Annotated in this window: 22 protein-coding genes; 6 read left to right on the plus strand and 16 right to left on the minus strand. The window is 38.9% G+C overall.

Features of this window, described 5'->3' with window-relative positions; translation table 11 throughout:
* Positions 1–33 precede the first annotated feature (33 nt).
* Entirely contained in the window at positions 34–753 is a 720-nt protein-coding gene (locus MKY51_RS16785; RefSeq protein WP_339174187.1) for a YjjG family noncanonical pyrimidine nucleotidase, read from the minus strand.
* A gap of 133 nt (positions 754–886) precedes the next feature.
* Here MKY51_RS16785 and MKY51_RS16790 point away from each other — a divergent pair, with 133 nt between their 5' ends.
* Positions 887–1,657 (plus strand): TSUP family transporter, encoded by a 771-nt coding sequence (locus tag MKY51_RS16790; protein ID WP_339174189.1) that lies wholly within the window; start codon positions 887–889, stop codon positions 1,655–1,657.
* A 296-nt stretch (positions 1,658–1,953) separates the two neighbouring features.
* On the opposite strand, the gene MKY51_RS16795 is transcribed toward MKY51_RS16790, so the two are convergent.
* The 5 genes from MKY51_RS16795 to MKY51_RS16815 all read right to left on the minus strand — a co-directional run bounded on the left by MKY51_RS16795 (position 1,954) and on the right by MKY51_RS16815 (position 7,006).
* Positions 1,954–2,424: a DinB family protein gene (locus MKY51_RS16795; RefSeq protein ID WP_339174191.1), complete on the minus strand. Its 471-nt coding sequence runs from the start codon at positions 2,422–2,424 to the stop codon at positions 1,954–1,956.
* Positions 2,425–2,508: 84 nt separating this feature from the next.
* Complete coding sequence (locus MKY51_RS16800; RefSeq protein WP_339174193.1) at positions 2,509–3,015, minus strand: DNA-deoxyinosine glycosylase; 507 nt, start codon at positions 3,013–3,015, stop codon at positions 2,509–2,511.
* Between the two features lie 108 nt (positions 3,016–3,123).
* Positions 3,124–4,746, minus strand: a complete 1,623-nt coding sequence (locus tag MKY51_RS16805; protein WP_339174195.1) for a glutathione ABC transporter substrate-binding protein — start codon at positions 4,744–4,746, stop codon at positions 3,124–3,126.
* Between the two features lie 155 nt (positions 4,747–4,901).
* Positions 4,902–6,482 (minus strand): amidohydrolase, encoded by a 1,581-nt coding sequence (locus MKY51_RS16810; protein ID WP_339174198.1) that lies wholly within the window; start codon positions 6,480–6,482, stop codon positions 4,902–4,904.
* Between the two features lie 17 nt (positions 6,483–6,499).
* Entirely contained in the window at positions 6,500–7,006 is a 507-nt protein-coding gene (locus tag MKY51_RS16815) for a fructose-2,6-bisphosphatase (protein WP_339174201.1), read from the minus strand.
* Positions 7,007–7,599: 593 nt separating this feature from the next.
* Between MKY51_RS16815 and MKY51_RS16820 the strand changes: the two genes are divergently transcribed.
* Positions 7,600–9,342 carry an ABC transporter ATP-binding protein gene (locus MKY51_RS16820; RefSeq protein WP_339174204.1) on the plus strand — a complete coding sequence of 581 codons (1,743 nt, stop codon included), beginning with the start codon at positions 7,600–7,602 and terminating at the stop codon, positions 9,340–9,342.
* Entirely contained in the window at positions 9,342–11,078 is a 1,737-nt protein-coding gene (locus tag MKY51_RS16825) for an ABC transporter ATP-binding protein (RefSeq protein ID WP_339174206.1), read from the plus strand. The genes MKY51_RS16820 and MKY51_RS16825 overlap by 1 nt, the downstream gene beginning before the upstream one ends.
* Before the next feature lie 78 nt (positions 11,079–11,156).
* Here MKY51_RS16825 and MKY51_RS16830 read toward each other — a convergent pair whose 3' ends face one another.
* Positions 11,157–13,358, minus strand: coding sequence for an MMPL family transporter (locus tag MKY51_RS16830; protein ID WP_339174209.1), 2,202 nt, complete (start codon positions 13,356–13,358; stop codon positions 11,157–11,159).
* A 178-nt stretch (positions 13,359–13,536) separates the two neighbouring features.
* Between MKY51_RS16830 and MKY51_RS16835 the strand changes: the two genes are divergently transcribed.
* Positions 13,537–14,412: a MerR family transcriptional regulator gene (locus MKY51_RS16835; protein ID WP_339174212.1), complete on the plus strand. Its 876-nt coding sequence runs from the start codon at positions 13,537–13,539 to the stop codon at positions 14,410–14,412.
* A gap of 121 nt (positions 14,413–14,533) precedes the next feature.
* Here MKY51_RS16835 and MKY51_RS16840 read toward each other — a convergent pair whose 3' ends face one another.
* From MKY51_RS16840 to MKY51_RS16875, 8 genes are all read right to left on the minus strand, one after another.
* Positions 14,534–14,755 (minus strand): hypothetical protein, encoded by a 222-nt coding sequence (locus tag MKY51_RS16840; protein ID WP_339174214.1) that lies wholly within the window; start codon positions 14,753–14,755, stop codon positions 14,534–14,536.
* A gap of 85 nt (positions 14,756–14,840) precedes the next feature.
* Positions 14,841–15,131: an RNA polymerase alpha subunit C-terminal domain-containing protein gene (locus MKY51_RS16845; protein ID WP_339176666.1), complete on the minus strand. Its 291-nt coding sequence runs from the start codon at positions 15,129–15,131 to the stop codon at positions 14,841–14,843.
* A gap of 96 nt (positions 15,132–15,227) precedes the next feature.
* Entirely contained in the window at positions 15,228–16,784 is a 1,557-nt protein-coding gene (gene ahpF, locus MKY51_RS16850; protein ID WP_339174216.1) for an alkyl hydroperoxide reductase subunit F, read from the minus strand.
* Between the two features lie 212 nt (positions 16,785–16,996).
* A complete protein-coding gene (gene ahpC / locus MKY51_RS16855) occupies positions 16,997–17,560 on the minus strand; it encodes an alkyl hydroperoxide reductase subunit C (RefSeq protein ID WP_339174218.1) in 564 nt (187 codons plus the stop codon).
* Positions 17,561–18,006: 446 nt separating this feature from the next.
* The gene (locus MKY51_RS16860; RefSeq protein ID WP_339174221.1) at positions 18,007–18,129 is read right to left on the minus strand and encodes a hypothetical protein; all 123 of its coding nucleotides are present in this window, start codon (positions 18,127–18,129) and stop codon (positions 18,007–18,009) included.
* 23 nt (positions 18,130–18,152) lie between these two features.
* On the minus strand, positions 18,153–18,275 hold the full coding sequence (locus tag MKY51_RS16865) for a hypothetical protein (RefSeq protein WP_339174224.1): 123 nt from the start codon (positions 18,273–18,275) through the stop codon (positions 18,153–18,155).
* A 340-nt stretch (positions 18,276–18,615) separates the two neighbouring features.
* Entirely contained in the window at positions 18,616–19,017 is a 402-nt protein-coding gene (locus MKY51_RS16870; protein ID WP_339174226.1) for a DUF948 domain-containing protein, read from the minus strand.
* Between the two features lie 128 nt (positions 19,018–19,145).
* The gene (locus MKY51_RS16875) at positions 19,146–20,726 is read right to left on the minus strand and encodes an NlpC/P60 family protein (RefSeq protein ID WP_339174229.1); all 1,581 of its coding nucleotides are present in this window, start codon (positions 20,724–20,726) and stop codon (positions 19,146–19,148) included.
* Positions 20,727–21,087: 361 nt separating this feature from the next.
* Between MKY51_RS16875 and MKY51_RS16880 the strand changes: the two genes are divergently transcribed.
* Positions 21,088–21,822 carry a MerR family transcriptional regulator gene (locus MKY51_RS16880; RefSeq protein ID WP_339174232.1) on the plus strand — a complete coding sequence of 245 codons (735 nt, stop codon included), beginning with the start codon at positions 21,088–21,090 and terminating at the stop codon, positions 21,820–21,822.
* A complete protein-coding gene (locus tag MKY51_RS16885) occupies positions 21,819–23,531 on the plus strand; it encodes an ABC transporter ATP-binding protein (RefSeq protein ID WP_339174235.1) in 1,713 nt (570 codons plus the stop codon). The genes MKY51_RS16880 and MKY51_RS16885 overlap by 4 nt, the downstream gene beginning before the upstream one ends.
* 90 nt (positions 23,532–23,621) lie before the next feature.
* Here MKY51_RS16885 and MKY51_RS16890 read toward each other — a convergent pair whose 3' ends face one another.
* Positions 23,622–23,978: a hypothetical protein gene (locus tag MKY51_RS16890; RefSeq protein WP_339174238.1), complete on the minus strand. Its 357-nt coding sequence runs from the start codon at positions 23,976–23,978 to the stop codon at positions 23,622–23,624.
* Between the last annotated feature and the right edge of the window lie 72 nt (positions 23,979–24,050).

A 24,050-nucleotide genomic window follows, 5' to 3' on the forward strand; every position in this document is an offset into this window, starting at 1 on the left:
ATTGCATTTCATTTTATATACTAATGCCTTAACCTAAATACCTAAAGGCTGTTGATTGATGGCTTTATTACTGTTTATAATGGGCAAAAGTTGAGCCAGCGTTTGTATTTCATAAGTCGGATGAATTGTTGATGGTACTGCATTCGACGGGTTAAGCCAACACGTATCGATTCCAGCATTTACACCCCCGATAATATCCGCACTATAAGAATCACCAATAATCATCGCCTTGTTTGGATCAAAATTTGGAATCCGTTCAAACACATAATCAAAAAATGGCTTCATCGGTTTTTGATAGCCTGTATCCTCCGAAACGAAGACTTGCTTAAAATAAGGTGCCAGCCCTGTTACTTGGAGACGTTTATTCTGTGTCTCCGCCAATCCATTTGATGTAATATACAGTTCATATTCAGGTGCCAATGTTTGGATCAGCTCCAGTGCACCTTCAACAAAAACTTTACTTTCTGCTAAATAGCCACGGTACTCGGCGTCCAATAACCTGCCATCCACTTCAACACCAAAATGCTCGAATGTCTTGCCGAAACGGGTTTCCATGAGAAAGTCGCGAGTGATCAGCCCTTCTTCAAGCGAACGCCATAAACCGGTATTAATTTCTCGGTAAACAGCTTCGATTTGAGGCGTTAATGGCAGCTGATATGCTTCAAATAATTTTGGTAAAGCTAATTTTTCAGCAGCTTTAAAATCCAATAATGTATCATCTAAGTCAAACAATAAAAATTGATAATCCTTCATTCATCCATACTCCGTTCCATTATACTAATATATTACCTTATCATAATCGAACCATAATTTTAACTATTTACACTACTCCAAATTTTCGATAGCATGAGTGTATTGCTCGACGTGAAGAAAGAAGGGTTCTTTTATGGGATTTGAGTTAGACCCACAACTAGTTATTATTTTAATTTGTTTTGGTTTTTTAGCAGCATTTATCGATTCTGTTGTGGGAGGCGGTGGCCTTATTTCATTGCCTGCATTAATGTTTGCCGGGCTAAGTCCCTCTGCAGCTGTTGCAACAAACAAACTCGCCGGGACAATGGGTTCCTTAACGAGTACTATTACCTTTTATCGGTCTGGAAAGCTAGATATTAAATCTGTCATGAAGTATTTTCCGTGGGTTTTTATTAGTTCGATGATCGGGGCCTGGATTGTCCATTTACTTGATCCGAACTTATTAAAACCTTTAATGCTGATAATGCTGGCAGCCGTAGCAGTCTATACAATTTTCAAAAAAGATTGGGGCAGTATTTCAGCGGTTAAATCCCTTTCAAAGACAAAGTATATTTTGTTTTTCTTCGTGATTTCACTCATTGGTTTTTATGATGGGTTTTTAGGTCCTGGTACTGGATCATTCCTGATCTTTGCGTTTCTAATGGTCGGCTATGATTTCTTAAAGGCAGCCGGTAATGCAAAGCTCCTTAATTTCGGGAGTAATATCGGGGCTCTTTTAATGTTTATCTACTTAGGGCAAATTAATTATACATATGGCTTGATAATGGGGGCCGCTCAAATTGTCGGAGCGATTGTCGGTTCACGGTTTGCAATTAAGCGTGGAAGCGGCTATGTGCGTGTCCTTTTCATCGTCGTTACGATTACTTTACTTGCAAAAAATAGCTATGATTTTTTCTTGAAATAAATGTACCGGATGTCCAATTTAACTTGGGCATCTTTTTATAAAAATAGAGGCTGGGTCATACCCCAAAAAAGCTATTTTTCTCTGAGAGAAAAATAGCTTTTTTGGCTGAGCGTTAAAAATTGATTTCCATTCCGGGACGCTTTCCGCGGGCGTGGCCTGAGCCTGTAGTCTCAGGCGTCACGCTATTCCCGCAGGAGTCGCCCTGCATTCCAATCAATTTTGCAATATATCTGTTTCTTAATAAAGGCTTTCTTTTTATTTAACAATAATTCTACTTATGTCCCAGCCTCCAAATCTTATTGCATTTCTTTTGTAGGTCCCATTACTGGTGGTACTGTTAAGCCTGCTTGGCGAAGTAATACTGTCATTTGGCCAACATGATGTGTTTGGTGTGAGATTACTTTGCCGAGTAATTCACCGCGCTTCATCATCCCTCCAAAAGCAGGTACTTCTTCTAAAAGCTGTTCCTCTGTTAATGCTGCCGCTTCTTTTTTATACGCTTCTCGCACCATTTCATACTTCTCCGTAATTTCAGCCATTGTTTCCGGCTGCGGCATATCAGGACCTGGACCCGGAATTTGTAATCCTGCAAAGTGGCCGAATGCGCCTGCTACACTTACTAAATGCCAAGATAACCATCCTAATGAATTGTGCTCATCTACGATGGCGATATGCATTTTGTCATCCGGAATTGCTTGCATTACTTTCAATGCACCCTTAGATGAAATTGCCCAATCTTTTACGAAATCTTCTGCTACACGATACATAAATAATTCCCCTTTACTACGATTTGTTTTTATCATACCGAAGTTGATGGCATTGCGCTATCAATCAACAAGTAAGATTTTTGATTAAGATAAATAATTTAGCACGATGCTCCATATTTCAACTTTTTCATCAAAGGTTTTAATATTCTTTCCCGGAATCGGACTGGTTGAGGGCATTTTTTTATATGCCCGTCCGTTCAATACATCGAGTCCGATATGTCTTTTAAAAACATCGAAGCTCTTCCCGCCATTAAATAAGACAAGCTGTATTTGCGGATAATTAATAAACAGCTCCGAAAAGTTATTCGGTACTTCATTTTTTATTTTTGCATCCAAACTGCCTTCGCGTTCACAGCTTTCGATCGAATCCCATAGCCCTATATGATGTTTACGAAGAAGTGCGATTCTTTCGTTATAGTCTTCCGGAATATCGGTTGCTAGAAGCTTTCCCATAATCGGCCAAAAGTGATTCCGTCGGTTGCCGTAGTATTGTTGCTTCTCCAGCGATTGCTTTCCTGGCATCGATCCAAGGATAAGCACTTTAGTCGTTTCATCCACAATCGGAGGTAATATGTTTCGGATTGGCTCCATCGTTTCCCACCCCTTCGCTCTAGTCAGTCTTATTATAAATAAATTTTCCAAACAAAAATACTGTCCACTCCCCAAATAGCCTGGTTAGTGAACAGTACTTATATTAAATCATTGTGAAATTTTCACGTTTTGGATCTGATAAATGCCAGTCGCATCGATTGAGAAGCCTGAAACGCTATTTGCATAACCTGTTAAATAAGCTTGGTGGTGGATAAATGCTGCAGGTGCTTCATTAATAATAATATCCTGTGCCTGTTTATAAATATCCATGCGAATCGTTTCGTCTGTCTCAATGCGCCCAACTTCCAATAGCTCATCCAGCTCTTTATTGCTGTAACGTGTACGGTTGTTATTGCCGATATCAGAAGTGTGGAATAGCGGGTAAAGTGCCCCGTCCGCATCTCCTGTAGAAGGTGCCCACCCAAGCATGAACATATCGTGGTCACCTTTAGATGTTCTTTCTAAATAAGCGCCCCATTCCATTACTTCAATTTCCACCTGAATGTTAAGCTGCTTTAACGTTTCTTGCAGGATGATCGCAATTTGCTGGCGTTGCGGGTTATCATTTGTCCAGATTGTCGTTTTAAATCCATCCGGGAAGCCTGCTTCTTCCAGCAATTTCTTTGCTTCATCAATATTAGTGTCCTGTTTCGCCACTTCTTCGTTATAACCCCATACCATTGGTGATAGCGGGCCAAATGCCTGAACACCAAAGCCATCGTAAACACCTTTTAATATCGCTTCACGATCAAGCGCTTTTGAAATGGCCTGACGTACTTTCGGATTATCAAATGGCGCTTTTTCTGTATTGAAACCTAAATAGGAAATGGAAACAGAAGGCTGTTTTACTACTTGGGCAAACCCTTCGACAAGCGGTACTTCTGTTGGTTGTACAGGGTCGATAATGTGCGCATAGCCTGCTTCCAAGTCAGCCGCCCGTGTTGCACTTTCCGGCACGGTTTTAAATACAGCAGAATCATAGGCTACTTGATCACCCCAGTATTCTGTATTTTTTACAAGACGAATCTCCTGACCAGGTGTCCACTTCTCTAACTTCAGGAAGCCAGTGCCGATCGGATTTTCATTTCCGTATGCACGCGCTTCACCGCCACTTTCCATACGTTTATAATCTTCTTCAATAACCGCCGGACTCATCATATTGCCGCCCGGATGTGTTAATGCAAACAGCAACGGTCCATATGGCTCTTCTGTTTTAATCTGTACTGTATAGTCATCGACAACGACTACTTCTTTAATCGGTTCAAAATTAGAAAGACGAGGTGATGCTATATTCGGATCAAGCAGACGATCTAAATTCACTTTAACCGCTTCCGCATTGAAATCTGTCCCATCATGGAACTTTACCCCTTGGCGCAGTTTTAACTGCAATGTTAAATCGTCGAGATATTCCCATGACTCTGCTAATAAAGGTTCGATCTCACCAGTATCAAAATTGCGTACAACTAATGTCTCGAAAATATTGCGTTGTACATTTGATGAAGGGACATCATTTGAGCCGTGTGGATCTAGTTCAACTGCTTCCGAAAGAACTTCAATTACAAGCTCGCCGCCTTCTGATGATGTATTCTCTGTAGCTGAATCTTTACCAGCATCCGTTTCGGCACTAGAATCGGCCGAACTGTTTGGAGATGTTTCCTCGTCATTACTGCATGCAGCCAATATGAGGATAAAAGAAAACAATAATAGCCACCATACTTTTTGTAACTTCATTCTTACCTTCCTCCTTTTTAACTGAATTTTCTGTTTTTAATATATTAACTTTTATTGGAAATAATAGCAACCCCTTATTATATAATTACTATATGTTTACTAGGATATATTTCAAAATAAAAAGAACCACATTATTTTGTGATTCTTTTATTATCCTAGTCTCTTTTATAAACGATCGTACCTCCAACAACTGTCAGCAATGCATTTGTCTGAAGAATTTCCTCCGGGCTGCATTTCATTAAATCTGTATCGAGAATTGTAAAGTCTGCATCATATCCTTTTCGGATATAGCCGCGCTCGTCTTCCTTGCAAATTGCCTCGGCACTTCCAACCGTGTACATTTTTACTGCCTCAAAACGTGTAAGCTTTTGCTTAGGGTCATAACCTTCATGTGCATCTGTCGGTTTCTTTCGCTCGACTGCCGCATAGATTGTCTCAAATGGACTCATTGCTTCAATCGGCGCATCAGTACCTGCAGCACATATAAACCCTTCTTCTATAAACGTTTTCCACGCATAATGATGACCAGCACGGTTCTCACCAAGTTTCTCCGTTACCCATGGATAGTCTGATGTAACAAAGGCCGGCTGCAAATCCAATATAACTTGAAGCTTCTTCATTCGGGCAAGTTGTTCTTCTGATACGACACAGCAATGGATCAGTCGGTCGCGCTTCCCGTCAGCTACAGGATATTTTTCTAAATACTGTAGCACCTGTTCCATTGCCCCATCACCGATTATATGAATGGCTACCGCTTCATTATATTTACGCGCTAATTGAATGAGTGCTTCCATTTGATCATCAGTATGAATAAGCATCCCTTTATTTTGTTCATCATTTGCATAGGGTGCCAAAAGTGCAGCAGTAGAGCCGCCTAACGAACCATCCGCAAAAATTTTCATCGCACCCGGTTCAATAAAGGGTTCATTAAATGGCGCATTGTTTGTAACCATTTCTTCGAATACAGTATGATGACGCAATAAATTAACTCGGAAATGCTTCCGTTCGCCAACTACATGGTGATAGGCAGTCAATGGATTCAAATAATGACCATAATAACTCATCTCTTCTGTATGCCCGCCAGTTAATCCGTAAGATTGCATATGTTCAATCGCCAGCTGCAATGACTGCGCTAAGCTCTCAATATAGCTATCTCCCTCTTGTTTGAATAATGAAGATACTAGACTCGTTGCCTGTTCGTACAACAATCCGTTTAACTCATTATTTTCATTCCGTCCTATCATTCCGCCTGCCGGATCTTCAGTACCTGTTGTAACCCCCGCCAATTGAAGTGAAGCTGAATTGACTAAGGCAACATGATGGCACACACGATTAAGGAATACAGGGTTATTCGTTATTGCATCCAATTCTTCTTTCGTTGGGATGCGGCTATCTGTAAATTGATTTTCATTCCAGCCATCCCCAATGAGCCACTGCCCTTCCTGAAGTTGAGCTGCCGCATTTTTCACCAGTTTTACAAGCTCTTCACCGCTTGTAGCTACTGTCAAATCAAGACGCAACAACTTTTCACCGTGTCCAATCATATGGAGATGGCTATCTACAAAACCTGGATACATAACTGCACCCTGCAAATCGATAATGTCATCCGCATATACTTGTAATTCATCGAATGTTCCTGTTTCTACGATTTTACCGTCCTGAACAAGCACCGCCTGTACAGTTGCGCCTTCTTGTTCCATCGTATATATCGTGCCATTAGTCCATAGTTGCTTCATCTTCAGCTATCCCCCGTCTACATATCAAAATCTTCTCGTTTATATGGTAATCCTATATTCATATGATCCAAGACTGGTTCATCCGATCCTTTATATAAAAACGTCACTTCCTGCAATTCAGGTAAATTCTCAAAATAAGAACGCGCTAATGTTTCAACAAACATATTGGCACCTGCTGAACCTTGAATCGTGTATATATCGTCACCTAAATTAAGCACTAAGGTTTTATCTTCATTTTCCATCGTATAATCCAGCAGCTCTACATCATGTTCATTTACTTTTGAGAAAATAAACGGGACTAGTTCTTCTTCACTGCTATCAAAATTTTCATCAAATGGTACGGTATTTTCCGCATTATCATCTGACTTATATAAAGTGATTTTTTCCTCTTTCACTTCAGGGCTACCCTGTGTCACATCGTCTGTATTATTTCCCGGGACATTATTTACATCATCACTCGTCTCTTTTGTCCCGCATGCTGCGAGTACAAGCGCAAATAGCACGACCATTAACAATTTCTTCATTGTTGTATCACTCCTTTTGATGTATTACTTTCAAGATACAGAATTAACAAACAATTTTCAAACTTCCAGTGACTTTTATGAGTACCATTTACAGTCGGAATCCTCTAAGTCTATTTAATTATAATAAATACAATAAATTACAACACTGAAAATAAAATGTTTTCAAAAAATATTGACAACGATAATTGCCTACACTAATATTAAGGAACACTAAATAAATTAAAACAAGGAAAGGAGTTAAGGGATATGAACACATCAATTGTAAATTTACACATTTCAAAAGCGACAATTTCATATTGCCCTAACCTGAACTTTTGTTTTAATTTTGCACGTACATGTAAATAAAAGGCACAGGTATGGATTCCGCTGTGCCCTTTTTCGTTTTGACACCTTTTCGAAAAATTGGAAAGGTGTCTTTTTTGTTTACATCATGCAGGCATTAAACATGTGAATAAATGTACGATGCATTTTAGTGTAACAAAATTACAGGAGGGCTTTATATGACTATCTTTTTGCACCGAAAACTATTAAAAATGGATCGATACGATGATGGGTAGCAACACGATCAACATTGAAGAAAGAAGGTATACGTAATGTTTAATGTTTTTGTGAAATTAAAATGGTTTTTAAAAATGTACCGTAAGCAATATACAATTGCGATTGTACTCCTAATGCTGGCGAGCTTTATCGAAGTTTTGCCTCCATGGATTTTAGGTGAGGCCATTGATGATATGACAAGTGGAGACATGACTCAGATGCTGCTGCTGAAGTATGTAGGCTTCGTTATTGGGGCTGCCATCGTGAGCTACGCTTTAAATTTCATCTGGCAATATCAGTTATTTGGCGGTTCCATTACACTTGACCGTATTTTGCGAAAAAAACTGATGCATCAGTTTTTAAAAATGACGCCGACGTTTTATGAAAAAAACCGTACTGGTGACTTGATGGCCAAAGCCACAAACGATTTAAATGCCGTTACATTAACTGCCGGCTTCGGTATTATGACCCTCATTGATTCGACGGTCTATATGGCACTGATCATTTTAGCGATGGGCTTTTTCATCTCTTGGAAGCTGACATTTTTTGCAATGCTCCCGATTCCAATAATGGCTATAATCATTCAATATTTAGGGAAAATTGTTCATGAACGCTACATGAAAGCACAGGATGCATTCGGTGAGATGAATGACAACGTGCTTGAATCTGTTGCAGGAACGCGTGTAATCCGCGCATATGTTCAAGAAGGAAAAGATGAAGAACGCTTCTCGGAAATGAGCGAGAACATTTTCGCCAAAAATATGCGTGTTGCATATATTAACGGACTTTTTATGCCAATTACGAAAATCGGAACGGGTATTTGTTATGTAATTGCATTAGGCTATGGTGCTGTTCTTGTTTCAAATAATGAGCTAACGGTCGGTCAGCTCGTTTCATTTAACGTCTATTTAGGTTTGGCAATTTGGCCGATGTTTGCTATTGGCGAGCTTATTAATGTTATGCAGCAAGGAAGTGCTTCCCTTGACCGTGTACAGGATACATTGGAATATGAAGCGGATGTTCAAAATCCTCCTTCGCCAATGACGCATCATGTACCGAATTCTATCGGGTTTTCTGAGTTTACATTCCAGTACCCTCTATCTCAGGTGAAAAACTTGCAGCAAATCTCCCTGAACCTCAAAAAAGGGCAAACACTCGGCATTGTCGGTAAAACTGGTTCAGGAAAGACGACATTTATTCGTCAGCTGCTGCGTGAATATCCGTTAGGCAATGGGCAAATTGCTATTAATGATACGGACTTGGCAAAAATGACAAAAGAACAAATTTTGGACTGGATCGGCTATGTGCCACAGGACCATATACTATTTTCACGTACAATCCGAGAAAACATTTTATTCGGGAAAGAAAATGCAACGGACAGTGAAATTGAAGAAGCCATTCGACTGGCAGATTTCGAGAAAGATTTGTCCAATTTACCGCTTGGTATTGAGACGCTTGTTGGTGAAAAAGGTGTATCTTTATCAGGTGGCCAAAAGCAACGTGTATCCATTGCACGTGCATTGATTAAAGATCCCGAAATTTTAATTTTGGACGATTCTTTATCTGCTGTCGATGCTAAAACAGAATCAAAAATTATCGAAAATATACAAACAGAGCGCGCTGGAAAAACAACAATCATTTCAACACACCGCCTGTCAGGTATTCAGCATGCGGATGAAATTATCGTGCTGGATGATGGTTATATCGTTGAACGAGGTACACATGAAGAGCTCCTTCGCTTAGGTGGCTGGTACAAAGAACAGTTTGACCGCCAGCAGCTTGAGGAGGTGGAGCAATAATGAGTACATCAAAACGACTGTACCTTTATGCTTTAAAATTTAAAAAACCGATTTTAATCGGCTTAGCTTTATTAACAATTGCGGTCGCAACTGATATTGCAGGACCGTTCATCGCGAAATATATTATCGACCATTATATGGAACCAGGTAATTTGCAAGTAGAACCGATTGCGATACTGCTGTCGATTTTCTTCCTATTATCTGTGCTTACTGCTGTGTTCCGTTATTTAATGTTCATCTTTTTACAACGTGGTGCAAACTTCGTTATTCAGCAGTTACGGAAAGATGTATTCGGACATATTCAAAAGCTGCCAATTGAATACTTCGATAACTTACCAGCCGGGAAAGTTGTTGCCCGTGTCACAAATGATACCGAAGCAATTCGAAATCTGTATGTAACTGTACTTTCGCAATTTGCGAACAGCTTTATTACCATTGCAGGGGTATATATAGCCTTATTTATTTTAAATTGGAAAATGGCACTCTTTGCTCTATTACTCGTTCCGATCGTTTATATTTGGATGATTTTATACCGAAAATTTGCTTCCCAGTACAATCATATTATTCGAACAAAAATTGCGGATATTAATGCAATGATCAATGAGTCGATCAACGGGATGACGATTATTCAGGCATTCCGCCGTGAAGAGCAGATGAAGCAAGAGTTCGATGAGATGAATGACGAACATTATAAATACAATCGTAAACTTTTAATGCTGGACTCCGCGACGTCACATAACCTTGTCAACATTTTACGACTAGGAATGTTTGCCGTATTTGTTTTTTACTTCGGTACTCAATCGATGACATTGCCTGAAGCGGTAACAGCGGGTACGCTGTATGCATTTGTTGATTATATTACGCGTCTGTTCAATCCGATTACGAATTTAGTCAACCAGTTCTCCCAGCTTGAACGTTCACTTGTTGCTGGTTCACGGGTATTTGAACTGCTGGATCAGCAAGGGGAAACTGTAAGTAAAGAACGAATTGAACGCTATAAAGGTAATGTTGTATTCGATCATGTATCATTTGCCTATAAAAATGATGAGTATGTGTTGAAGGATATTAACTTTGAAGCAAAAGAAGGCGAAACAATTGCACTTGTCGGTCATACAGGTTCAGGAAAAAGTTCGATCATGAATTTATTGTTCCGCTTCTATGACCCGCAAAAAGGCCGCATCATTATTGATGGAAAAGATATTACGAAGCTACCCCGTCAAGCAATTCGTGAACATATGGGAATCGTATTGCAGGACCCTTACTTGTTCACTGGGACAATTGCTTCGAACATTAGCCTCAATGATAAGCGGATTTCAAGAGAAACCGTTGAAAAAGCCCTCGAAGCAGTCGGAGGCGATCGTGTATTATCAAAATTCGAAAAAGGAATTGATGAGCCTGTAATCGAAAAAGGCAGTACGCTTTCTTCTGGTCAGCGCCAGTTAATTTCATTTGCGCGAGCGCTTGCATTTAATCCGGCTATTCTTATTCTGGATGAGGCGACATCGAACATTGACTCAGAAACAGAAGAAATTATCCAACATGCAATGGATGTACTGAAAAAAGGTCGTACAACATTTATTATCGCTCACCGACTTTCAACTATTAAAAATGCAGATAAAATTTTAGTATTGGACCGTGGTGAAATTGTTGAACAAGGCAACCATGATGAACTTGTCGCACTTGGCGGCAAGTATGAACTCATGTATCGCCTGCAATCCGGTTCATTAACTTCCTAGAACAAAAGCGCTAATGCGCCCGTATAACACTAAAAAAAGCGTATAGTCCCTTAAAATTAGGGAGCTATACGCTTTTTCTTATTTTTCGAGCTTTTTGTTCGGCCAGTATGACCATTTACCAAACACCGTAATGAGCGCCGGTACAAGTAATGGACGTACGACAAATGTATCTAGCAATACCCCTACGGCTGTTACGATACCGAATTGTACTAGCAGTTGGATTGGTAATGTCGATAATACTAGGAATGTACCAGCTAAAATTAGACCAGCAGATGTGATAACCGCACCTGTTGATGCTATACCATTTGAAATGGCCTCTCGATGTGCAATACCGCGCTTGCGGTTTTTCCATATATCAGAAATCATGAAAATATTATAGTCATTACCTAATGCGATAATAAATACGAAACTATACAATGGAATCGAACTAGCCATTGCTTCGTGTCCTAAACCGTAATGAATGATCAGCCAGCCTGCACCTAAAGCAGCGAAGAAAGAAATCACTACTGTTACCATTAATTGAACCGATGTGATTAAGGCACGTAAGTAGGCTAATAATACGACGAAAATAATAATAATCATGACAGGTTGAATGATTTTCTCATCGCCTGACTGAACGACTTTTGTATCAAGTTGCGAACTCGTTTCGCCCCCGATCCAGAATTTACCGTCTTCCAGATTTTTATCAGCAAGTATTTCTTTAACATCGTCCTTCATTTGCTCAACATCATCCATCGCTTCATTCGAGTATGGATTTTTATCCAAATCAATTTCATAAAGCTGAATGTTGTTGTTTGTTTCCCCTTTACGCATTTCTTTTACTACACCGACATAAGGGAGTCTTAATAGTTGCTCAGTAATGTTCAAATCCGTTCCTTCACTGTCTACTAACAACTGAACCGGTGCTAATTCACCTGGTGTAAAGTTTTCTTCAATGATTTTAAATCCTTCACGTGAAGGCATATCTTCAGGGAAGGAAGAAATTAAATCGTAGTTGTACTTAATATTTGTTGAAGCGAATGCTAAACCAATTAATATTACTCCTGCAACAATTATGACAAGCCATGGTTTCGAAGTAACAAATTCACCGATCTTGCGCATATAGCGGTGATTAGGTTTACGTTGTTTATATGGTTTGTTTTTCTTTTTTGCATGTGCTTTTTCAGCTTCTTCCGTACGTGGAACAAATGGCCAAAACGCAGCGCGACCTAAAATACCAAGAATAGCCGGCAGCAATGTAACTACTGCAAAACCTGTAATTAATACACCAAAGCTAAACGGAACCGCAAAACGCTGGAATGCCCCATAATCTGCCAATGCCAATGTCGCTAAACCGATAACTACTGTTAAGCCACTCATGACGATTGCACCTGTCGATTCACGCACAGCCGATGCCAATGCTGTAAATTTATTGTCTTCAGTCAGCAATATATCTCGGTAACGTGTGATTAAAAATAAACAATAGTCCGTCCCTGCACCAAACAATAGTACAATCATAATCGCTACCGCTTGTGCGTCTTTATCGATCCATCCGTTTTCAGCCATCACGCCCAAGAGTGGACTTACAACTAAATACGCAATCCCTACAACTATTAACGGGATAATCGCTAAAATTGGCGAACGGTAAATTACTAATAAGATGACTAAAATGATTATTACAGTGGCAACCATTAGTTGTACGTCAGCTGCTTTGAATAGATCTGTCGCATCAATCGAAATACCAACCGGTCCAGAGAATCGAGCATGAAGTCCTTCATCTTCTAAATTATTATCATATGGATTTTCGCCAAATTGACTTTCTGTACGTTCTTTAATAATCGCTAAATTTTCTTTTAAGACATCTGAATTTTTATCTGTTGAAAAGAAAACAGGTGTAACAAGTGCTGCACCGTTCTCGGAAAGTGATCCCATTAATGCTGAAACGGGAAGTTCATGGAATGGCGGGATTGTTTCCTGCCCATCTAACGGATCATCCGCCAGCTGTTTGTATAACCCTTGAATATTTGTCAAATCTTCTTCTGTAAGACCTGATTCGTTATACCAAGTAATTAATAGCGGGATCCCACTGTCAGAAGAAAATTCTTCCTCCATAATTTTTCCTGCTTGAATTGATGTATAAGTATCAGGGATTTCATCGCCTACAAAGTTTTCAACACTATTAATTTGCGGAAAGATAAGTGCAAATACAACGGCAAGCATAATCCATAAAGCCAAAACGACCCAACGTGTTTTCTTACCGCCCATTACAGTTCCCCATTTTTCCAATGGATGTTTAGACATCACATAGCCTCCTCTTATTTTATTTTTTCCAAATATTGCAAGGTGATGGCGCTTTTTTATAATACCCCTCACTTCATGTTATACAAACATTGTACAGTATACGAAAAACATTTGACAAGTACTTTATTTTTCGGTTGAATAGAGTTTAACAAGGATTCCTTTTAGGAGGTGGTAAAATATGACTAAAAAAACATACTCAATACAACAAGTATCTAACTTAACAAATCTTTCTAAACAACTGATCCGAAAATGGGAAGATCGCTACCAGATCATTCAACCGGACAGATTAGACAATGGTTATCGCGTATATTCGGAAGATGAAGTTCAAACGTTATTGCAGCTGAAACAGTATGTGAATAGCGGCATGACGATCAAACAAGCGGTCGATCACTATATTAAAAATAAGGATGTACCGGAAGAAGACCCTGTATTGTACTTCCACAAAGCACTAATTCAGGCCGGTACCGATGCGAATGAGCATAAAATATTACATTTGCTCGAACAGGCTCACCATAAATTTGGTGTAGAGAAACTGATTCGGGACATTGTTGTTCCCTTCCTTCACGAAGTTGGACAGCTTTGGTGCGAAAAAGCCTGGGGTGAATACCAAGAAGCAATAAGCAGTCAAACAGTGCGCGACTTTTTAAGCCACCTTCGTCGACATTTTTATGTTCCGGACGATGCGCCGCTCGCATTAGGGAGCTGTCTACCTGGAGAAAGACATGAAATCCCTATGCAAATTCTGCTCATCCAATGTATGTTGCGGGGTTACCGCACACTTATGCTCGGTCCTTCACCAGCACCAACTGCGATACAATCTGCTATCGCGTTAAAAAAGCCGGCAATTGTTTTATTAACAGGATCTACCGAGATTGCTTACAATGAATTCGCCCAATCTATTCATACCCTAGAAAAATTGGCACAAGTTCACGAGCATATTTCTTTTTATATCGGTGGTGCAGGGACAGAAGCCTTTTATGAACAGTTCCAGTTAAAGGCGTTAAAATTAGCACGAACAATTGATGATATTCTTCCTCCCGTCAGTCTTTCGTAGTTTCAAACCAAGCTCGCTGCGTTCATTTACAGCGGGCTTTTTGCTGATTAATTTCGAACAGCAAAAATTGACCACTTTGCCTAATTTGCAAAATGGCCAACCTCTAAACTTTATTTGTAAATTACTTATCTTTCGTTTCGTCCGGCGAATTTTTACGCTCACTACCGGAAGTAGTTTTCGTGTTCGCACGATATTTTTCATCTTTCACCTGATCATTCAATTCTTCCATCGGAATTGGATCCACAAATTTCATTTCCTCATCTATATCGAAAATGCTTTCCTTTTCGGTATTCAATAAATCCGGATTGTCGAGCTTTTTATGTTTTATTTTATCGTCTTTCATTATAAAAGCCTCCTTTTCGAATGGTCTCTTATCTATTACCCGAAATTAGAGATGCTTACACTTTTACTTTTAAGCATTAACATTTTTAACTTTTAAAATTTAAGCTCTTCTCAGCCATCGCTTGTTTTAATTTAGGCATCGAAGAAGGTCCAATCCCATGCAATTGTAAAATTTCACTTTCCGTATATTCAGCAAGCTGCTCCAACTCGGTAATGCCCGCATTTATTAAGGCATTTCGTGCAGGTGAAGTTAAACGAGATAAAAATCCTTTTGACGGTTTATTAGCCTGCTCGCATTTAGGACAAGTTCCACAATCTGTACTTTTATAATATCGGTGTCCCTTTGGACAAATACGCAATGTTCGCTCCCTTTTCACCATTCTCACCAACTCTCGTTAAGCTTGATTTAATTACCGTTATTTTACCCTTAAAAAAAATCCGTTGCACGATTTTACGTACAACGGATTTTATAATTATGCTTCTACAAATTCACGTGAATCTACATTACGGATCATATAGTCGAATGCACCTAAAGCAGCTGTTGCCCCAGAGCCCATCGAAATAACGATTTGCTTGTATACTGTATCTGTGCAATCGCCTGCTGCAAAAACTCCAGGAATATTAGTTGCACCGTGCTTATCGATAATAATTTCGCCATGCGCATTCATTTCTACAGTTCCTTCAAGGAATTCTGTGTTTGGCAATAAACCAATTTGAACGAATACACCTTGTAATCCGATATGCTTTTCTTCACCTGTCACAACATCTTTATACGTTAGACCATTTACTTTATCCGTTCCTGTAATTTCAGTAGTTGAAGCATTTGTAATTACTGTAACGTTTTTCAGGCCGCGAACACGCTCCTGCAACACTTTATCTGCCTTCAACTCACTGTTGCGTTGCAGTAACGTAACATGGTTAACAATACCCGCTAAGTCGATTGCTGCTTCTACGCCTGAGTTACCGCCGCCGATTACCGCAACATCTTTCCCTTTGAATATCGGGCCGTCACAGTGCGGGCAATACGCAACGCCTTTATTTTTAAACTCTTCCTCACCAGGTACACCAAGCTGACGATAGCGAGCCCCTGTAGAAAGGATAACTGTTTTCCCTTTTAATACCGCGCCGTTTTCTAACGTCACTTCGATCAGATCTTTTTTCTCGATTTTTGCAGCACGTTGCGATTTCATCACATCGATGTCATAGTCCAATACATGCGCTTCCAGGCTCGATACAAAAGCAGGACCTTCTGTAGCCTTTGTCCCGATAATATTTTCAATTGATAGCGTATCGTTAACCTGGCCACCGAAGCGTTCTGCCACGATACCCGTACGAATCCCTTTACGCGCTGAATAAATAGCAGCCGCAGAACCTGCAGGACCACCACCTACTACCAATACATCAAATACTTCTTTATCCGCAAATTCCGAGCCGTCCGATACTTCACCTAACTTTGTTAAAATATCTTCTAACTCCATACGACCGCCACCGAAGTTTTCTCCGTTTAAAAATACAGTAGGTACTGCCATAATGTCTCGGTCTTTAATTTCAGACTGGAATGCTCCACCTTCGATCATCGTGTTCGAGATGTTCGGGTTTAAAACTGCCATAATATTTAATGCCTGCACAACATCAGGACAGTTATGACAAGTTAAACTTACGTACGTTTCAAACTTCAATGGTTGCTTAATCGCCTGAATGCGTTTTACAACAGCTGCATCGATTTTCGGTGCGCGACCTGAAACTTGTAAAAGCGCTAAAACTAATGAAGTAAATTCATGACCAAGTGGTAATCCAGCAAACGTAACACCAGATTCCCCTTCGCCTACTTTATTAATACTGAAACTCGGTGTACGTTCTAATATTGCATGCTGTACCGTAATGCGGGGTGACATCTTTTCCAGCTCTTCAACTAAATTGAGCATTTCTTGCGATGTTTTGTCGTCATTAACACTCACTTTAATTAATAAATCACCTTCCAGCATTGATAAATACTGCTGTAACTGCGCTTTAATCTGATTATCTAACACTGCATAAGCTGCTGTATGAATACCACTTATCGTTCTCTCCCGAAAAATAAGCGGCGATTCTCTCTCTAATACAGCCAGCCTTCCACCTCTTTCCTATTTAATTTAGAAGGTAGAGAGCTTCCCATTCTTATCTCAAGTTAAAAACAGAGCGACAAAAACCAAGCCATAAAGGTTGTTTTTGTCGCTTACTTGTTTGTTATTTACTACTCAGATTAGATTTTACCTACTAGATCTAAGCTTGGTGTTAAAGTTTCGCCGCCTTCTTCCCATTTAGCTGGGCAAACTTCACCTGGATTGTTACGTACATATTGAGCCGCTTTAATTTTATTCACTAAAATTGAAGCGTCACGGCCGATACCGCCAGCATTAATTTCTAATGCTTGTACAACACCGTCTGGATCGATGATGAATGTACCGCGTTCTGCTAAACCGTCTTCTTCATTTAATACGTCAAACGCTTTAGAAATTGTATGAGATGGGTCACCAATCATGATGTACTCAATTTTACCGATTGCATCAGAAGTATCGTGCCATGCTTTGTGAGTGAAGTGTGTATCAGTCGATACAGAGTAAACTTCTACTCCTAAAGATTTTAAAGTAGCATATTCATTTTGTAAGTCTTCTAACTCAGTTGGGCAAACGAATGTGAAGTCTGCAGGGTAGAAGCATACTACTGACCATTGTCCTTTGAAGTTTTCTGAAGATACGTCGATGAATTCACCTTTGTGGAATGCTTTTGCAGCGAATGGTGCGATTTCTTTACCGATTAATGCCATTTTAAAATTCCTCCTATATAAATATCAATGAAATAATTATTATAAAATAATTATTATTACCATCTAAAATTATCTTATATTAGCTATATTTCGTCAACCTTCTATAAAATAAATTCAGTAAATACTTCTATATAAATTGCATATTTATGTCACACATTAATTAAGACCAAAACTAACTACGTAAAAATTCTACTTAGAATCATTATTTCTGTATATAAAACATTATTTCTGTATACCCATCTATTTAAAGTATAGTTATCGTTCTTATAACATTCTCCTCTTCTTCTGTAACTAGCAGCCAGAAATCTCTCTAAGCGTCGTCATTCTCGTTTAAGATACCTTTAATTAAATAAACGAGAAAAATGGACCGATCCACTCTCAATATTCCACCGCAAATAAAAAGGGCTATGCAGGATTCTTCCGTTTCCTGCATAGACCTTTTTAAATTAGTTTGTAAACGATAGGACAGCATTTTTGTACTTTGCTAAAAATGCAGCAGCCTCGCTTTTCGTTGCGTATTCGAACATACGAATATCATTTGGATTATTGAACACTGTTACTACCCACATATTTTACCGCTCCTTTTTCGTTTTTATTTTGTATAGGATAAGATTGCGTTTTTATATTTTTCTAATGTTGATGTTGCTTCCATCTTCGTCGTATATTCAAATATACGAATATCGTTTATATTGTTAAATACTGTTACTACCCACATGTTTCATTTCTCCTTTTTTATAAAACTGTATTATAAATAGTCGATTCTCCCGTGACAGTTGCAGTTTGTTATATAACACATTTCCTGTTTTCTATATTACTCCTTTTAATTTAAAAAGAAACCCCCAATCCCCTATATTCACAATGTTTTCACAATTTATCTGATTAATTTGAACAATTTATGAATGCCTTGAATTTAATGTTTTAAACAAATAACAGAAGAATAGATTATAAGCCAGCAAGTTCTGTTCTAGTACAGAAAAATAACGCTTACATTCAAAATTACGTTAAATTTGAATTAAAAAAGGAATGTACAGAGTTTTTGTACATTCCTTTTCCTTTTATGCTTTTCGCTGAATAATACCCATTGCAGTATTAGTCCAACGTTCTACCTCAGCTTGACGTTGAGGATCATTGTTTGCTTTCTTCATCACTTTCACAGTCGCATCGTGTGACACATCGCTTACTTGATCCAGTACCTTACCAGTCTGTTTGACAGATTGGATGACCGACTGGACAGATTCTTTTTTATACTCGATATCTGCCATCATGCGATTGACTGTTGTTGTTAATTTTGTTGTTTCGGTTTGAATAGGGTTCAGCTGTTTTTTGATTCCTTCAGCATGTGCCAACAGCAGTGTAACGACCTTTTTTATTGGCCCGATTACTACAACAATACAGACGATTAACAGAACTACAGCAATTCCCAGTACAACAAGGGACGCTATTAACCACGGATTCATAAAATATGCCTCCTTATTAAATTCCTTTATTCCTTACATATACCCAACTTACTCCTAACAATACACTAAATAATTCGTCATGTAAGTTAAAAAGAAACGGAAAATTTTTGATTAACTGTGCATGCCTATTATAAATAGCGTCTTGCGCCAGAATAGTTCTTTTTGTAGACACCATTGTTCATTGATTCAATTTTAACTTTTGATGCGTAGTGCGGTGCATGTAACATTTTACCGTCACCGATATAGAGGCCGACATGATAAACTTTCCCTTTGCCGCCATTATACGCAAAGAATACAAGGTCACCCGGTTTTAAATCCTTCTTCGCAACAGCTTTACCCCCTGTCGCCTGATAGAATGAATCCCTCGGAATCATGATACCGTGTGTACGGAAAACACCATATAAAATGCCCGAGCAGTCATATCCCCATGAAGAGGTGCCCGCCCAAAGATACGGTAACCCTAAATAACGCTTCGCTTCTTTAATGATTGTAGCAGCTGTCGGTTTAGGGACATCGCTATAGGAATCATACGATTTTGCTGCACTTTTCTTTAGTAGCTTGACCCCATCACCTGGTGTCTCTACATAATAATATTTTGCAGTCTCATCAATTACCGGCAAAATCGTCGCATAGCTGATCTGTAAAAATTTCGTTTTCGCATCTTTTTCTAACAGATTTGTTTTATCAGCAGTAATAATCGCAATACCGCAGTCATCATAGTTTTTGTTCGTTGCCACAATATGAGATTGTGGAACCCAGCCAGGATAGCCTGCCTTTAAATATGGTACGTATTGATCTTTTGCCGCGACACGCTGCCATTTCCCTTTTGTTTCTAGCATTGATACTTCATCACCGTATAACGCCTGGGTATCTGTACGACCAACAAGCCATTTCTTTTGAGCTAAACTTAATGATGAAATCCATTTTTGCATTTCTACCGGATTTTTTGTCGAAGGATAGTCAACAGCACGTGCCTGGTCAGGTTTATTCCATAAGTTTGTTACTGCGACATCAACTACATAACGTTTTTTCGCCGTTTCTTTCACACAGCTTTGGAAGACAGGCTGTTCTGGTTCAGTAGGTCTTAATGATGGATCAATAATTCTTGCAAGATATGAAGCAAAATCACCGCGTGTCATTTGCTCGTTCGGATTAAATTTTTGGTTTTTTGCCGGATATACAATTTTATTTGCCAACAGTGCTTGAATTGCAGGTACGGCACTATGGTTTTTTGCAATATCCGTATAGGAGATTGCCGCCTGCCCAGTTAACTGAAACGCAGGTACCAATATCTTTACCGCCTGTGCACGTGTTAATTTTGCATCCGGATTAAATTTCCCTTCAAATCCCGTCATCATACCAAGCTCAGTTATTGCTGCAATGACTGGCATTCGCGGATCTTCTGCAGGAATGTCTAAATATGTAGGAATTGTTGTACTCATCTCCAAATCAATTTGCAGTGTACGTACGATAAACTCAGCCACTTCATAGCGTGTAATCGAATCATCAGCACGAAATTTTTCATTTGGCGATTGTACTACTCCACCTAAATTATTTAACACTGTCAGTTCTTCATCTAATTTAGAATCACTTTTTACATCAGAAAACATTTGGGCATACCCTGGAGTTGCTGCAGCTGCTAACAGGAAACAAATTACCCCAATCTGAAAGAGAATTTTCCTTATACTGTTCATATTGCTACTCATCATTTCATCTTAACCTCCCATATTTTAAAAATTTAACAATCTATCTCTATACGCGCTTACCCTTTCTTTCTAAATATAATATTATTTATTGTAATTTTTTTCTATGTTATTTCGTTATTATTTTTTGATTTTTACAAATTTTTATTATTTTCCTTCTTTTAAATGGTTCATATTTAGGTGGATTTTTTTCACGTGGAACATAAACTGACAACTTTCGATAAATTCGAACATTATTTTTTTGCAATATAAAAGACATCGTTACTTTAACTTTCTGTCGCAAACTAAACTATTTTATATTTTTCAAATGTTTTTATTGCATGTTACGTTACGTCAGCTTTTATACTACATACAAGGAGTGAGGACTATGTATTCAATCGGGGAGTTTTCTAAAAAGACCGGCATTACAATTCGTACTTTGCGTTACTACGGAGAAAAGGGGTTATTAGTACCTGCACGCATTTCGGAAGGCGGGCAGCGTTATTATAATGACGCCAATATTATCACTGTCCAAAAAATCGTGACTTTCAAATATCTTGATTATTCTTTGGAGGAAATTAAAGAGCTGCTCAAAAAAGACGATTCACTGCTTCAATCTTTGGAAAATCAAAAAGCACAGTTATTAAAGAAGAAAAAGCAGTTGGATCAAATGCTTGCAACGATTGATACGGCCATTCTCATTCACCAGGAAAGTGCGGCTGTTGATTCTACTACCTTACTGCTCATTATTCATAGTTTACTGACAGAGGATGCCCAGAAGGATTATTTAAAACAGTATATCCCGGAGCCGCTCATTGAACAGATCTACAATTATTTAGATATTAACTTCATTGAAATTAATCGGCGTTACATTGAAAGTCTCTATGAAATTAAGCAGGCTTTCCTGCATCCGCCAGATGATACGGAACTGAAACGACTAATTGAACAATTATTTTCTATTATTCCGGCAGAATTAACGAAAAGTTTAGCGCAGGAATTTGAAAAATATCCAAATGTCGATTTTGATAACTGGCTGTTTACAATTCCGCTTTCTGCTGAAGAAGAAAATTGGCTCTTGGAACAAGCTGCACGATTGAACATATTAGAGGGGGTTATTACATGAACGTTCAACTAAAACAATTATGGGAACTTATAAAAAAAAGCAAATTCCCCAAGAAGCTCGTCATTATTGTTTTTGTATTAAGTATTATCGAAACACTTGCTTCACTGGCTGTGCCGTTATTTACGATGAATATGATCAATGATTTCTCGACTTCAGGTTTTGCTTGGACAGCGGTCACTGCCGTTGCACTAATTTTAGTCATACAGGCGGTTCTTAGTGGATTGACTTACTTTCTGATGCGTATGCTCGGGGAACGGATTGTAGCAAATCTGCGAAATACACTATGGCAGCATATTTTACATTTAAAAACCCCTTACTTTGATGCCCATGAATCAGGGGAAACGATGAGCCGTATTACACAAGATACAAGCGTCGTAAAGGAACTTGTAACAGACCACCTGGTAAATTTTGTGTCGGGCATTTTCTCTATAATCGGGGCGATTGCAATTTTACTTTGGATCGACTGGAAAATGACGCTTCTTATGTTAATAGCCGTACCGCTTGCGATTTTTGTTACATTACCGCTTGGACAAAAAATGCATAAAATCGCTAAAGCCAATCAGGATGAACTTGCTTCATTCAGCGGGCATCTTGGACGTGTATTATCCAATATTCGACTTGTAAAATCTTCACAGACCGAACCATTGGAAAAAGAAAGGGGTGGAAACCGGATTGAGCAGCTTTACCGATTTGGTTTAAAGGAGGCGAAAATCCTCGCTATTTTATCTCCGATTATGACGCTCATTATGATGATTGTGCTGATTCTTTTATTCGGATATGGGGGAACACAAGTATCTTCGGGAGCAATATCTTCAGGAGCGCTTGTGGCGATAATGATTTACCTTGTGCAAATCATTATTCCCTTTACGCAAATGGCGACATTTTTTACAGCCTTACAGAAAGCGCTTGGAGCAACAGAACGTATTCAAGCAATTATCGCTCAGGCAACCGAAAAATTATCCGGTCTTTCAATTCCTGCTAAGGCACAAAATATCGTTTTTCAAAATGTAAAGTTCCAATATGCCGAGCAGCCTATTTTAAAAGGAATGAACTTTACGATTCCTTCCGGAAAGACAACCGCATTTGTAAGTAGCAGTGGCGGTGGAAAAACGACAATGTTTTCTTTAATCGAACGTTTTTATGAAGTAACAGAGGGCAAAATTTTATATGGACAGTCGAATATTGAAGAATATGATTTATATGAATGGCGAAAATTGTTTGGCTATGTGACGCAGGATGCACCACTTATGAATGGCTCAATCCGCGAAAATGTTTTGTACGGTCAAAGCGAAGCAACAGACGAACAAGTAATAGATGCATTGAAGGCCGCCTATGCCTATGAATTTGTCATGGCACTTGAACAAGGAATCGAAACAGAAGTTGGAGAAGGCGGTATTAAGCTTTCAGGGGGACAAAAGCAGCGGATTGCAATTGCCCGGGCAATATTACGCAATCCTCAAATATTGCTGCTTGATGAAGCGACATCCAATTTGGACAATGAATCCGAGCGCGAAGTACAGCTTGCATTGCATACATTAATGCAAAACCGGACGACGATCATTATTGCACATCGTCTTTCTACAATTACTAATGCCGACCAGATTTTACTGTTCGAAGACGGCCAGCTGTCAGGTGAAGGTACACACGCGGAGCTTATTGACTCCCATTCCTACTACAAACAGCTGTGGTCAAAAATGCAGATAGTTTAAAGTAAAAAAAGTGCTGCGAAGTATTCTTCGGAGCACTTTTTTTACTATAGAAAAACACATCAAATACTTTTGACGTGCAATGTATTAATTTTAAGCTTTCAATTGAGCGAACTGTATATTTTTACAGCGCTTTTTCAGCACACCCAATACTTCATTTAAAAAACTAATTTCATCCTTTTCGACCATCCAGGCGTTTTCATCATGCTGCGCGACATACGAACTGCTAACATATGGCGCATTTTCCGCAGTAATAAGACGCACATAACCGAATGTCATACCGGCTTCCTTGTAATCGACTCTCAATATGTCATCGTAAGAAATAGTTTTCATACGGGGCTTAGATTTATTTATAAATAGAAACTTTTCGCCGGCATAGTCAATTGTTATTTCTGTTTTATCAAGTATCACCTTATAGCCACCAAATAATTTAAAGCTATATGTTTTCATCGTTAACGACTCCATTTCAACTATCATTAGTTTTATTATACGGATTGTGCCGATGAATTTCTAACTTTTCCA

Source organism: Solibacillus sp. FSL R5-0691, from assembly GCF_037974225.1.
Lineage (GTDB): Bacteria > Bacillota > Bacilli > Bacillales_A > Planococcaceae > Solibacillus.

Bases quoted from the DNA above. Each gene is read 5' to 3' on its own strand.
- MKY51_RS16825 (WP_339174206.1), top strand. From the start codon at position 9,342: ATGAGTACATCAAAACGACTGTACCTTTATGCTTTAAAATTTAAAAAA.
- MKY51_RS16805 (WP_339174195.1), bottom strand. From the start codon at position 4,746: ATGAAGTTACAAAAAGTATGGTGGCTATTATTGTTTTCTTTTATCCTC.
- MKY51_RS16795 (WP_339174191.1), bottom strand. From the start codon at position 2,424: ATGTATCGTGTAGCAGAAGATTTCGTAAAAGATTGGGCAATTTCATCT.
- MKY51_RS16820 (WP_339174204.1), top strand. From the start codon at position 7,600: ATGTTTAATGTTTTTGTGAAATTAAAATGGTTTTTAAAAATGTACCGT.
- MKY51_RS16880 (WP_339174232.1), top strand. From the start codon at position 21,088: ATGTATTCAATCGGGGAGTTTTCTAAAAAGACCGGCATTACAATTCGT.
- MKY51_RS16885 (WP_339174235.1), top strand. From the start codon at position 21,819: ATGAACGTTCAACTAAAACAATTATGGGAACTTATAAAAAAAAGCAAA.
- MKY51_RS16815 (WP_339174201.1), bottom strand. From the start codon at position 7,006: ATGAAGAAATTGTTAATGGTCGTGCTATTTGCGCTTGTACTCGCAGCA.
- MKY51_RS16890 (WP_339174238.1), bottom strand. From the start codon at position 23,978: ATGAAAACATATAGCTTTAAATTATTTGGTGGCTATAAGGTGATACTT.
- MKY51_RS16810 (WP_339174198.1), bottom strand. From the start codon at position 6,482: ATGAAGCAACTATGGACTAATGGCACGATATATACGATGGAACAAGAA.
- MKY51_RS16800 (WP_339174193.1), bottom strand. From the start codon at position 3,015: ATGGAGCCAATCCGAAACATATTACCTCCGATTGTGGATGAAACGACT.
- MKY51_RS16790 (WP_339174189.1), top strand. From the start codon at position 887: ATGGGATTTGAGTTAGACCCACAACTAGTTATTATTTTAATTTGTTTT.
- ahpC (WP_339174218.1), bottom strand. From the start codon at position 17,560: ATGGCATTAATCGGTAAAGAAATCGCACCATTCGCTGCAAAAGCATTC.
- MKY51_RS16860 (WP_339174221.1), bottom strand. From the start codon at position 18,129: ATGTGGGTAGTAACAGTGTTCAATAATCCAAATGATATTCGTATGTTC.
- MKY51_RS16865 (WP_339174224.1), bottom strand. From the start codon at position 18,275: ATGTGGGTAGTAACAGTATTTAACAATATAAACGATATTCGTATATTT.
- MKY51_RS16785 (WP_339174187.1), bottom strand. From the start codon at position 753: ATGAAGGATTATCAATTTTTATTGTTTGACTTAGATGATACATTATTG.
- MKY51_RS16830 (WP_339174209.1), bottom strand. From the start codon at position 13,358: ATGTCTAAACATCCATTGGAAAAATGGGGAACTGTAATGGGCGGTAAG.
- MKY51_RS16870 (WP_339174226.1), bottom strand. From the start codon at position 19,017: ATGAATCCGTGGTTAATAGCGTCCCTTGTTGTACTGGGAATTGCTGTA.
- MKY51_RS16835 (WP_339174212.1), top strand. From the start codon at position 13,537: ATGACTAAAAAAACATACTCAATACAACAAGTATCTAACTTAACAAAT.
- MKY51_RS16875 (WP_339174229.1), bottom strand. From the start codon at position 20,726: ATGATGAGTAGCAATATGAACAGTATAAGGAAAATTCTCTTTCAGATT.
- MKY51_RS16840 (WP_339174214.1), bottom strand. From the start codon at position 14,755: ATGAAAGACGATAAAATAAAACATAAAAAGCTCGACAATCCGGATTTA.